This is a genomic window from Modicisalibacter sp. 'Wilcox' (assembly GCF_010993675.1).
Lineage (GTDB): Bacteria > Pseudomonadota > Gammaproteobacteria > Pseudomonadales > Halomonadaceae > Modicisalibacter > Modicisalibacter tunisiensis.
Window position 1 is genome coordinate 186,046 of record NZ_WNXF01000005.1, and the last position, 11,372, is coordinate 197,417.

Annotated in this window: 14 protein-coding genes; 12 read left to right on the forward strand and 2 right to left on the reverse strand. The window is 69.9% G+C overall.

Annotated elements, in window-relative coordinates:
• The 11 genes from G7A98_RS06840 to G7A98_RS06890 all read left to right on the forward strand — a co-directional run bounded on the left by G7A98_RS06840 (position 1) and on the right by G7A98_RS06890 (position 8,579).
• Entirely contained in the window at positions 1-783 is a 783-nt protein-coding gene (locus G7A98_RS06840; RefSeq protein WP_163648786.1) for an oxidoreductase, read from the forward strand.
• Positions 773-2,065: a Ni/Fe hydrogenase subunit alpha gene (locus G7A98_RS06845; protein WP_163648788.1), complete on the forward strand. Its 1,293-nt coding sequence runs from the start codon at positions 773-775 to the stop codon at positions 2,063-2,065. The genes G7A98_RS06840 and G7A98_RS06845 overlap by 11 nt, the downstream gene beginning before the upstream one ends.
• Positions 2,066-2,068: 3 nt before the next feature.
• Positions 2,069-2,548 (forward strand): hydrogenase maturation protease, encoded by a 480-nt coding sequence (locus G7A98_RS06850; protein WP_163648790.1) that lies wholly within the window; start codon positions 2,069-2,071, stop codon positions 2,546-2,548.
• Positions 2,541-2,804, forward strand: a complete 264-nt coding sequence (locus G7A98_RS06855; RefSeq protein ID WP_163648791.1) for a hydrogenase maturation nickel metallochaperone HypA — start codon at positions 2,541-2,543, stop codon at positions 2,802-2,804. The genes G7A98_RS06850 and G7A98_RS06855 overlap by 8 nt, the downstream gene beginning before the upstream one ends.
• 6 nt (positions 2,805-2,810) lie before the next feature.
• On the forward strand, positions 2,811-5,138 hold the full coding sequence (gene hypF / locus G7A98_RS06860) for a carbamoyltransferase HypF (protein ID WP_205596232.1): 2,328 nt from the start codon (positions 2,811-2,813) through the stop codon (positions 5,136-5,138).
• Positions 5,129-5,389 carry a HypC/HybG/HupF family hydrogenase formation chaperone gene (locus G7A98_RS06865; protein WP_163648793.1) on the forward strand — a complete coding sequence of 87 codons (261 nt, stop codon included), beginning with the start codon at positions 5,129-5,131 and terminating at the stop codon, positions 5,387-5,389. Before hypF ends, G7A98_RS06865 begins: the two co-directional genes overlap by 10 nt.
• Entirely contained in the window at positions 5,376-6,476 is a 1,101-nt protein-coding gene (hypD, locus tag G7A98_RS06870; RefSeq protein ID WP_163648795.1) for a hydrogenase formation protein HypD, read from the forward strand. Before G7A98_RS06865 ends, hypD begins: the two co-directional genes overlap by 14 nt.
• Positions 6,473-7,525, forward strand: a complete 1,053-nt coding sequence (gene hypE / locus G7A98_RS06875) for a hydrogenase expression/formation protein HypE (protein ID WP_163648797.1) — start codon at positions 6,473-6,475, stop codon at positions 7,523-7,525. Before hypD ends, hypE begins: the two co-directional genes overlap by 4 nt.
• A gap of 78 nt (positions 7,526-7,603) precedes the next feature.
• Complete coding sequence (locus G7A98_RS06880; RefSeq protein WP_163648799.1) at positions 7,604-7,846, forward strand: hypothetical protein; 243 nt, start codon at positions 7,604-7,606, stop codon at positions 7,844-7,846.
• Between the two features lie 155 nt (positions 7,847-8,001).
• On the forward strand, positions 8,002-8,229 hold the full coding sequence (locus G7A98_RS06885; RefSeq protein ID WP_163648801.1) for a hypothetical protein: 228 nt from the start codon (positions 8,002-8,004) through the stop codon (positions 8,227-8,229).
• A 113-nt stretch (positions 8,230-8,342) separates the two neighbouring features.
• Positions 8,343-8,579: a hypothetical protein gene (locus G7A98_RS06890; RefSeq protein WP_163648803.1), complete on the forward strand. Its 237-nt coding sequence runs from the start codon at positions 8,343-8,345 to the stop codon at positions 8,577-8,579.
• A 162-nt stretch (positions 8,580-8,741) separates the two neighbouring features.
• On the opposite strand, the gene G7A98_RS06895 is transcribed toward G7A98_RS06890, so the two are convergent.
• Positions 8,742-9,464: a GntR family transcriptional regulator gene (locus G7A98_RS06895; RefSeq protein WP_163648805.1), complete on the reverse strand. Its 723-nt coding sequence runs from the start codon at positions 9,462-9,464 to the stop codon at positions 8,742-8,744.
• Between the two features lie 346 nt (positions 9,465-9,810).
• Here G7A98_RS06895 and G7A98_RS06900 point away from each other — a divergent pair, with 346 nt between their 5' ends.
• Complete coding sequence (locus G7A98_RS06900) at positions 9,811-10,557, forward strand: outer membrane protein OmpK (RefSeq protein ID WP_163648807.1); 747 nt, start codon at positions 9,811-9,813, stop codon at positions 10,555-10,557.
• A 19-nt stretch (positions 10,558-10,576) separates the two neighbouring features.
• Here G7A98_RS06900 and G7A98_RS06905 read toward each other — a convergent pair whose 3' ends face one another.
• Positions 10,577-11,221 (reverse strand): TetR/AcrR family transcriptional regulator, encoded by a 645-nt coding sequence (locus tag G7A98_RS06905; RefSeq protein WP_163648809.1) that lies wholly within the window; start codon positions 11,219-11,221, stop codon positions 10,577-10,579.
• Positions 11,222-11,372: the final 151 nt, after the last annotated feature.

The following is an 11,372-nucleotide window of genomic DNA, read 5'->3' on the forward strand; positions in this document are numbered from 1 at the left end:
ATGGCCAACCGCCGCGCAACGCCGCGCCTCGCCGTCTGGAAGTTCGCCTCCTGCGATGGCTGCCAGCTCACCCTGCTCGATTGCGAGGACGAGTTCCTGGGCCTCGCGGGCGCCGTGGAGATCGCCTACTTCCCCGAGGCCACGCGCGGGCAGCTCCGCGGCCGCTATGACCTGTCGCTGGTTGAGGGCTCCATCACCACGCCGCACGATGCCGAGCGGATCCGCGAGGTGCGGCGACGCTCCGCTCATCTCGTCACCATCGGCGCCTGCGCCACGGCGGGCGGCATCCAGGGCCTGCGCAACTTCGCGGACGTCCGGGAGTACGCCGCCGTGGTCTACGCGCGGCCGGACTACATCGCGACCCTGGCGACCTCCACGCCGATCGCCGACCACGTGCCGGTCGACTTCGAGCTGCGCGGCTGTCCGATCGCCAAGCACCAGCTGCTCGAGGTGATCACCGCCTTCCTCGCCGGCCGCCGGCCGGTGACGCCGGCCCACAGCGTGTGCCTCGACTGCAAGCTCAGGGGCAACGTCTGCGTGATGGTGGCTCACGGCACGCCGTGCCTGGGTCCGGTGACCCATGCCGGCTGCGGGGCCCTCTGCCCGGCCTACCATCGCGGCTGCTACGGCTGCTACGGCCCCCAGGAGACCCCCAACGCCGTCTCGCTCGACACCCAACTCGAGGCGCTCGGCATAGACGCCCGGGACCGGCGGCGCGTCTACCGCACCTTCAACGCCGGGGCGCCGGCGTTTCGCGAGGAGAGCGACCGCCATGACCCGTAAGACCATCAAGGTCGGCTACCTGGCCCGCGTCGAGGGCGAGGGGTCATTCAGCGTGGTCGTGCGAGGTGGCAAGGTCCGCTCGGCCGAGCTGAGCATCTTCGAGCCGCCGCGCTTCTTCGAGGCGCTGCTGCGTGGCCGCGACTTTGCCGAGGCGCCGGACATCACCGCACGGATCTGCGGCATCTGCCCCGTCGCCTACCAGATGAGCGCCGTCCACGCGATGGAAAACGCCCTGGGCGTCACCGTCGACGGGCCGCTGCGCGAGCTGAGACGCCTGCTCTACTGCGGGGAATGGATCGAGAGTCACGCCCTGCACATCTACCTGCTGCACGCGCCGGACTTCCTCGGCTACGCCGGGGCGATCGACATGGCCCGCGATCACGGCGAGGCCGTCCGCCGCGGACTGGCCCTCAAGAAGGCCGGCAACGACATCATGACGCTGCTCGGCGGGCGCGAGATCCATCCGATCAATGTCCGCGTCGGCGGCTTCTATCGCGTGCCGCGCCGAGGCGAGCTGGCCGGGCTCGCGGAGACGCTGAAGCACGCGCGGGAGCTGGCCGCCGAGACGCTTGACTGGGTGGCCGGCTTCGACTTTCCCGACCGCGAGCGCGACTACACCTTCGTCGCGCTCGCCCATCCCGAGGAATACCCGTTCAACCGGGGCCGCATCGCCTCCAGCCGCGGCCTCGACATTCCCCCCGACGAGTACGACGCGCACTTCGCGGAGCATCAGGTGGCACGATCGACGGCGCTGCAGTCGCGCCTGATCGACGACGGCTCGAGCTATCTCGTCGGGCCGCTGGCGCGGTATGCGCTCAACTTCGCGCGCCTGCCCCCCGCCGTGCAGCAAGCCGCACGCGAGGCCGGGCTGGGGCCGGTCTGCCGCAATCCTTTCCAGAGCATCGTGGTGCGCGCGGTGGAGGTGCTGTTCGCCTGCGACGAGGCGCTGCGCCTCATCGACGCCTATGAGGAACCCGAGCGCCCGGCCATCGCCGTCACCCCATGCGCCGGCATCGGCCACGGCGCCACCGAGGCGCCACGTGGCCTGCTCTATCATCGCTACCGACTCGCGGCCGACGGCACGATCGCCGACGCCCGGATCGTTCCGCCCACCTCGCAGAACCAGGCCAGCATCGAGGAGGACCTCGCCGAGTACGTGGAGGGCTTCCTCGACCTGCCGGACGACGAGCTGCGCCATCACTGCGAACAGACGGTGCGCAACTACGACCCCTGCATCTCCTGCGCCACCCACTTCCTGCGACTCGATCTGGACCGGGGCTGACTCATGGACCGCACGCTCGTCATCGGTATCGGCAACCCGGAGCGCGGCGACGACGCCGCCGGGCTCGCGGTGGCTGCATGGCTCGCCGGCAGGCTGCCGGAGTCCGTGGCGATCCTCACCCACGACGGCGAGGCGACGTCGCTGCTCACGCTGCTCGGGCAGGCATCCGCGGTCTATCTGGTCGACGCCTGCGTCTCCGGGGTGCCGGCGGGCACGATCCGGCGCTTCGACGTGACCGCCGCGCCGCTGCCCCGGGAATCGTTTGCGGTCTCCACCCACGGCCTGGGCCTGGCGGACGCCATCGAGCTGGCACGCGCGCTGGATCAACTGCCCGCACCGAGCGTCGTCTATGCCATCGAGGGCCGGACGTTCGAGCCGGGGGCATCCCTCTCGCCGGCCGTCGGCGAGGCGATCGCCCGGGTGGGTGACCGGCTGCGAGCCGAACTCGATGGCCACGTAAAGGAGCCAGACACCGATGCATGAACTCTCGCTGATCCGCAACCTGATACATCGCATCGAGACGATCGCCGAAGCCGAGGGAGCGAGGCGGGTCGTCGGCGTGTCGGTGTGGCTCGGCGCCCTGAGCCACATGTCGGAAAGCCATTTCATCGAGCATTTCAACACGGCCGCGGCCGGCACCCTCGCCGAGGGCGCCCGGCTCGACATCGCGGTGTCCACCGATACTCGCCACGCGCACGCACAGGACCTGCGGCTCGAGGCCGTCGAGGTGGAGGTCTGAGCGGCCATGGGACGAGGCTCACTTCCGACCGGCGCGCCGGCGATGGCCGCCGCGCGCTGGCGCATCAGCGTCCGGGGCACCGTGCAGGGCGTCGGCTTTCGCCCCTTCGTCTACCGGGAGGCGACGACACGCGGGCTGGCCGGCTGGGTCCGCAACTCGCCGGCCGGCGTGGTCATCGAGGCGCAGGGCGACCCCGAGGCCCTGGCCGCCCTGCGCGACGCGATCCGGTGCGCACCGCCGGCCAACGCCCGGATCACCGCCATCGAGGTCCACGCGCTCGTCCTGCGTGACGAGACCGGCTTCCGGATCGCCACGAGCGAGGCCGGCGGGCCCCGCAGCCTGCAGCTGCTCCCGGACCTGGCGACCTGCGAGCGCTGCCTCGCCGAGCTGCTGGACCCGGATGATCGCCGCTACCGCTATCCCTTCATCAACTGCATCGACTGCGGGCCGCGCTACAGCATCATCGAGGACCTGCCCTACGACCGGTCGCGCACCGCCATGCGCCACTTCCCCCTTTGCGCGGCGTGCCGGGCCGAGTACCACGACCCGGCTAACCGCCGCTTCCACGCCGAGCCCAACGCCTGCCCCGCCTGCGGGCCGAGGCTGGCGCTGTGGGAGGCCGCCGGTGCCGTGCTGGCACGCGACGATGACGCCCTCGTCGGCGCCGCGCAGGCGATTCGCGAGGGGCGCATCGTCGCCGTGAAGGGACTCGGCGGCTTCCATCTCGTCGCCGACGCCCGCGACGCGGCGGCCGTCGCCCGGATGCGCGCCCGCAAGCGGCGCCCCGACAAGCCCTTCGCCGTGATGTTCCCGTCGCTGGCCGCCATCCAGGCGTGCTGTGACGTGTCGCCCGCCGCCGAGACCCTGCTGCTGTCGGCCGCCCGGCCGATCGTGCTGCTCCCGTACCGGGGCGGGCCGATAGCGCCCGCGGTGGCACCCGGCAATCCGCGGCTGGGCGCGCTGCTGCCCTACACGCCGCTTCATCACCTGCTGCTGCGCGAACTGGGCTTCCCGGTGGTGGCCACCAGCGGCAACCTCGGCGGCGAGCCCATCGTCACCGACGAGACCCTGGCGCTGCAGCGGCTGGCCGGCGTCGCCGACGCCTTCCTGGTCCACGACCGTCCCATCGTCCGCCCCCTCGACGACTCGCTGGCCCAGCTGGTTGGCGGCGCGCCGCAGCTCCTGCGCCATGCCCGCGGCCATGCGCCGACGTCCCTCCCGGTCGCGGGGATCCGGGCGGGGCTGCTGGCCGGCGGCGGTCACCTCAAGACGAGCGTGGCGCTGACGCGCGAGACGGACGTCGTGCTCGGCGCGCATCTCGGCGACCTGGAGAGCGCCGCCGCGTGCCGGGCCCATGCCGCCGCGCTCGCCGACCTCGGCCGGCTCCTGGATGCGACACCGCGGCTGGCCGTGGGCGATGATCACCCCGGCTATGCGTCGCGACGTACGCTCGAGCGCACCGGCCTGCCGCTGGTCACCGTCCCGCACCACCTGGCCCATGTCGCCGCCTGTCTGGCCGAGCACGGCCGGGCGCCGCCGGCGCTCGGCGCCGCCTGGGACGGTACCGGCCTGGGGCCCGACGGCACGATCTGGGGCGGCGAGTTCCTGCGGGTGTCCGGGAGCGGCTGGCGGCGTATCGCCCGCCTTCGCCCCTTCCCGCTGCCCGGCGGCGAGGCGGCCGTTCGCGAGCCGCGCCGTGCCGCCCTGGGCCTGCTGTACGCCGCCTACGGCGAACGCGCCCTCGGCATGACCGACCTGACGCCGCTCGCGGCCTTCGCCCCGGGCGAGCGGACGATCCTCGGGACGCTGCTCGCGCGCGGCGTGAACGCCCCGCCGACCTCCAGCATGGGCCGGCTGTTCGATGCCTGCGCCGCCCTGCTCGGCCTCTGCCAGCGCTCGAGCTTCGAGGGCCAGGCGGCCATGCGCCTGGAGTGGGCGGCAGGCCCGGGCACGTCCGGGGCGGCCTACGCCTTCCCGCTGCGGGAGGCGGCGGAGGGCGCCGTGGCGGAACTCGACTGGCGGCCGGCGCTCGACGCCCTGCTCGCCGACATCCGCGCCGGCGTCGATATCGGCGTCATCGCGGACGCCTGGCACCGCGGCCTCGCCGCGGCCATCGTGGCCGCCGCCGAGCACGCCGGCGAACGCACCGTCGTGCTCTCCGGCGGCTGCTTCCAGAATACGTTTCTGACCGAGGTCGCCGTCTCCGCCCTGCGCGCCGGCGGCTTCGAGCCCCTCTGGCATCGCCGCATCCCGCCCAACGACGGCGGCCTCGCCCTGGGCCAGGCCGTCTGGGCCGGCTGGATGGAACACGCGGGAGAATCACCATGTGCCTAGCGATACCCGGACGCCTGCTGAGCATGGCGGGGGACGATCCGCTGATGCGGGTCGGCCGCGTCGATTTCGGCGGCGTCGTCAAGCAGGTCAGTCTCGCCTATGTCCCCGAGGCGGTGATCGGCGACCACGTGCTGGTCCACGTCGGCTTCGCGATCGGCATCCTCGATGCGGCGGAGGCGGGGCGCATCTTCGACCACCTGCGCGAGATCGACGCGCTCGACGACCGGGAGGGGCGCCGTGAGATTCCGTGACGAGTACCGCGACGGCCGGGCGGCACGCACCCTGGCCGACGCCATCGCGCGCACCGTGACCCGCCCCTGGACGCTGATGGAGGTCTGCGGCGGCCAGACCCACGCCATCGTGCGCTTCGGCATCGACCGGCTGCTGCCCCCGGACGTCAGCCTCGTGCACGGGCCGGGCTGCCCGGTCTGCGTGACGCCGGTCGAATACGTCGACAAGGCGATCGCGATCGCCGGCCGCGCGGGGGTCATCCTGTGTTCGTACGGCGACATGCTGCGCGTGCCCGGCAGCGGCGGCGACCTGCTGGCCGCCCGGTCGCGCGGCGCCGACGTGCGGGCGGTCTATTCCCCGCTGGACGCGCTGGAGGTGGCCCGCCGCAACCCCCGCCGCGAGGTGGTGTTCTTCGCCGTCGGCTTCGAGACCACCGCCCCGGCCAACGCCATGGCGGCCTACCGGGCCCGGCAGGAGGGCCTCGGCAACCTCTCGCTGCTGGTCTCGCACGTGCTGGTGCCGCCAGCCATGCGCGCGATCCTCGACGCGCCGGACAACCGCATCCAGGGCTTCCTGGCCGCCGGCCATGTCTGCACCGTGATGGGCTACGAGGAGTACCTGCCGCTCGCCGCCCACTACCGGGTGCCGATCGTGGTGACCGGCTTCGAGCCGCTCGACATCCTCGAGGGCGTGTATCGCTGCGTGCGCCAGCTCGAGGCCGGCCGGGCCGAGGTCGAGAACCCGTACAGCCGCGTCGTCCGCCGGGCCGGCAACCGGACGGCGCTGGCGGTCATGGGCGAGGTCTTCCGGGTCATCCCGCGGCGCTGGCGCGGCATCGGCGACATCGCCGACAGCGGCCTCGGCCTCGCCCACGCCTACGCGGCGTTCGACGCCGAGAACCGCTTCGGCCCGGTGGCCCTCGACCGGGAGGCCACCGGCGAATGCATCAGCGGCCGCGTGCTCAAGGGGGAGTGCAAGCCGACCGACTGCCCCGCCTTCGGCACCCGCTGCACGCCAGAGCACCCGCTCGGCGTGACCATGGTCTCCGCCGAGGGGGCCTGCGCCGCCTACTACCGCTATCGCAGCATCCCTGCGAGGAGCTCATGAGCCGCGACGACGACTTCCGGCTGGCCTGCCCGCTGCCCGCCGGTGCGGGCGATACGGTGCAGCTCGCCCATGGCGGCGGCGGACGCGCCATGGCGCGGCTGATCGATGCGCTCATCCGCCCGGCCTTCGCCGATGCGGAGCTCGACCGCCGACACGACGGCGCGCTGCTGGCGCTCGACGGTCCCGCCGCCTTCACCACCGACTCCTACGTCGTCCGGCCGCTGGTCTTCCCCGGCGGCGACATCGGCACGCTGGCCGTCCATGGCACCGTCAACGACCTCGCCATGTGTGGCGCCCGCCCGCGCTACCTGAGCGTCGGCCTGATCCTCGAGGAGGGGCTGCCGCTCGCGGTGCTGCGGCGTGTCGTCGCCTCGATGGGCGCGGCGGCGACGGCCAGCGGCGTGCGCCTGGTGACCGGCGACACCAAGGTGGTCGAGCGCGGCAAGGCGGACGGCCTGTTCATCAATACCGCCGGGATCGGCCAGGTCGTGGCGCCGGCGCCGGTCGGCCCCGCCGGCGTCGAACCCGGCGATGCCGTGATCCTGAGCGGCGACATCGGCCGCCACGGCATGGCGATCATGGCGGCCCGCGAGGGCTTCGGCTTCGAGACCGTCATCGAGAGCGACTGCGCCCCGCTCGCCGAGGCCGTGCTGGCGCTGTTCGCGGCGGGCGTCACGGTGCACTGCCTGCGCGACCTGACGCGTGGCGGGCTGGCCAGCGCCCTGGTCGAGATCGCCGAGGCCGCCGGACGGGCCATCGGCATCGACGAAGCCGCGATCCCCGTTGCCGATCACGTGCTGGCGGCCTGCGAGCTGCTCGGCCTCGACCCGCTCCAGGTCGCCAACGAAGGGCGCTTCGTCGCCTTCGTGCCGGGCGCCGAGGCCGAGCGGGCGCTGGGCGCATTGAGGTGCCATGCGCCGGCCTCGGGCGCGGTCGTCATCGGCGCGGTGAAGGAGGGGCCGGCCGGCGAGGTCACCTGCCGGGGCGCGCTCGGCGTCGAGCGGATCATCGACATGCTCAGCGGCGAGCAGCTGCCGCGCATCTGCTGAGCCGTGACGGCAGCCACATGACAGCGACAGCCCTCAACTGCTAAATTCGTAACATTGAATTACAAAACGAGTTGTCCCATGTACAAACTTGCCGCCCTGGGAATCACGACAGGCATCCTCGCAGTCATCGCCATTCTGGGCTACCAGGCGCATCAAGCGTCGCAGGAATCGAGCGCCACGCTCCGCGAAAGGCAGCAATACTGCGAACAGATCGAGGAATGGCAAAAGCTGGGGGGCAGCGAAGGGCCGGATCCGGACCTGCTCGCCGCCGGGTCGGGCGATCCCGCCACCTATGCCAGCTGGTGCAAGAAGCACCAATAGTCGCGCCTGACATCCCCCGGCCGGCCGTGTCAGGCACCAACGCCTCGACTGATGATGCACGTCATGGTCGGGCGCATGCCGGCCCCCGGAAGACTTGAACCCTGCGGAAGACCTGCTAGATTTTTTAACGCATCTTTACGTAGGGAAACATAAAAATGCATAAAAGCATTGCCTTCGGCACCACCGGCATGGTGCTGGCCGCCATGGGCCTGGTCGCCCTGAAGCCCGCGGCCTCGCAACCCGCCTTCACCACCCCCAGCCAGCAGGAATACTGCGACACCGTCCACGAATGGCAGAACCGGGGAGGTCTCGATGGCATCGACCCCGACCTTCTCGCCGTTGGCTCGACAGACCCCGATGCCTACGAACGATGGTGCCAGTGATGATCCCGGCCCGGCCCGGACGGCAGCGAACGAGTCACGCCTCACGTGATGCAGACGTCACGCGACAAGCCCACGCCGTTCCACTCACCCCCGATGTGGCAAAGGAGAGCCCCATGCCCATGCCCCCGACACCGACACCGACACTCGACCTGCCCGCCTTGAGCCGGCCCGCTTCTCGCGAAAACCGTTCCTCCCCTGTCGGACGCAATCTCACCGTCGGTCTTGGTGACGCGGAAATGCCCACCATGACGGCGGCGCAGCGTGCCAACGCCCGACGCGTGGCGGAGTACGCGGCGCGTCGCAATGGGGCAAAGGCCGCCCTGTTGCAGCTCTGGAAGGAAACGCGTTGAGCCGCGCCTGAAGTCGCCGCTGCAAAATAAAACGGCCGGCCTCGTGCGAGGCCGGCCCAAAGGTGCTCAAACGGGACAGCAGGGAGCGTTGAACACGCCCTAAACATAGACCAGCCCCGCCTGTAGTACAAGTCTTGTACAGATAATTTTCGGGTCGCCCGTTCAGGCCACGCCGCCCAGAATCGCGGCCAGGTCGATGCGCGCCTCCTGGGCCCGTAGATCCAGCAGCGCTTCCAGCTCGCTCAGATGGTCGTGCATGCGGCGACGAGCCGCTTCAGCCGGGCCGCTCTCGAGCAAGGTCAGCAGATCGGCATGGTCGTGATCCAGGTAACAGGCCTCCATCCCCGGACGCTTGTACAAGGCAATGACAATCGAGGTGCGCAGGATCAGATCCGCCAACATGGCGCCCAGCACCCGGTTGGGCGACTGGTCGGCCAGGTAGCGGTGAACGGCCAGTGAACATTCCACGCGCGAGGCTTCATCCCCCCTTTCGTGGGCTTCCTGCTCGCGCTCGATCAGCGCGGCCAGCTCATGACGTTGCTCGGCGCTCAGGTTTCCGGCCAGCAGCGCCGCCACCTCGCCCTCGATCAGACGACGCGCGGCGAAGATCTCGCGGGTTTCCTCGACGCTCGGCGCCGCCACGCGCGCCACCTGATTGGGCTGCTGAACGATCACATGATCCGAGGCCAGTCGCGTCAGTGCCTTGCGCACCACCGAGCGGCTGACCCCGAAGATCTCGCCCAGCGTCACCTCGGGCAATCGGGTCCCCGGCGGCAGACGCTGGGTCAGCACCGCCTGACGGATCATCTCGACGATCTGCGGGTCACTGATCCGCCCGCGTCCCGACACATCGGCCAGCACCGTCTCCTGCCAGGATGTGGTCATTGCCCTTCTCCTCGTTACACCGCACTGCGACCACCATCGCACGTTATGCGGCTCAAGACCATGTATACCCGATCACGCTGTCCTGCCGCCGACCTCCCGGCGCAGGCCATCTCTCGGCAGAGTCCGGCGCCCCGCGGCAATCGGCGCAGAACGTGCGGCCATGACAATCCTCTGCAGACCGGCCTGGATGGCGACAAGAGGCACCGCGTTTTCTCTCGCAGTGCAGTGAATCCTTTCGAATTATTCACGAACACACCGGCACCCTCAAAAAGTGCACAAATGATGCTATTTTTGTATACCGTTGTGACACACAACAAAAACAAACATTGAATACAAAGAGGGAAGCATGATTCAGGCTTCAGCACCGCCCCGTCTCGTCTCCGCCTGCACCGCCGGCCTGCTTCTGGTCGGCGTCACCGGCACCGCCCACGCCTGGACCCAGGCATCGCTGTCATTGCTCAAGGGCTGGGACTACGCGCTCGGCGACCAGCAGCGCAGCATCGCCACCTACGAGGTGGCCAACGGCTGGGAGTATGGCGACAACTACTTCTTCTTCGACTACACCAACCTCGAAGGCGACCGTGACGGCAAGACCCTGCCCAACATCTACGGGGAATATGCCCCGCGCCTGAGCCTGGGCAAGATCACCGGCAGCGACCTGGGCGCCGGCCCCGTCAGCGACGTGCTGATCGCCGGCCAGCTCGAGATGGGCGAGAACATCAATCGACGCCTCTATGGGCTGGGCTTCGACCTCGATGTCCCGGGCATGGACTATTTCCAGCTCAACACCTACGTACGCGACGACACCGACCTGCCCGGCAACACCTGGCAGGTCACCCTGGTATGGGGGTCGCACTTCGATCTCGCCAGCACGAAGTGGCTGTTCAAGGGCCACTTCGACTATGCCGGATCGGAAGGCCATGTCGGGCACAACATCAACAGTGCCCCGCAGCTGCTGCTCGACGTGGGGGATTTCTGGGGAGCCAGCGATCGTCTCTATGCCGGCGTCGAGTACCAGTACTGGAAGAACAAGTACGGCATCGAGGGTGCCGACGAGCACAACCCGCAGGCCATGGTGACCTGGAAGTTCTGAGGTACGGCCGCGTGGCCCTCTACTGGGGGCCGCGTGGCGTCACGCCGCATCCCTTGAGAATGACCCGACAGAGAAAGTCGGTGACCGACCGGTAGTCCGCATCATCGAGCCGCTCCCGGTCGGTAATCCCCAGCACCTGGGCCTCGAAGTCGGCGTAGTGCTGCGTCGCCGACCAGATCAGGAAGATCAGCCATACCGGATCGACCGGGTCCATCAGGCCGCGCTCGCTCCACTGCTCGAAGACCCGGGCGCGCTGGCGAACCCAGTCGCGCAACTCGCCGCGCAGGTACTCCTGGAGGAAGGGGGCGCCCTGCAGAACCTCGGCGGCGAACAGCCGCGAGCCCTCCGGATGCGTTCGTGTCAGGGTCATCTTGCTGCGGATGAAGGCCTCGAGCACCTCGGCGGGGTCGTCCTCGACACTGATGTCATCGAGCATGGCGTTCCAACGGCTCATCATGCGCTCGAGCAGCGCCACGTAGAGCTTGCGCTTGCTACCGACGTAATACAGCACATTGGACTTGGGCAGCCCGGCCGCCTCGGCAATGGCCTGCACGCTGGCACCACGATAGCCGTGACGCGCGAAGACGTTCTCGGCCGCGTCGAGAATCCGCGGTTCGTTGCGCAGCCGGGTGCGCGTGGCATCGGGCGGTAGCGGGGTCGTCATCAGCTCATCCTGCCGCTCAAAGCCGCCAGCTTGCCCCAGCTGACCGGCAGACTCAACGCCGCGGCGAACTTCCCGCTGCACGGCTTGCATTCCCCCGGCGGATACGCCACGCTTCACGAACCTGACCATTTGGTCAAAATGACTTGATACT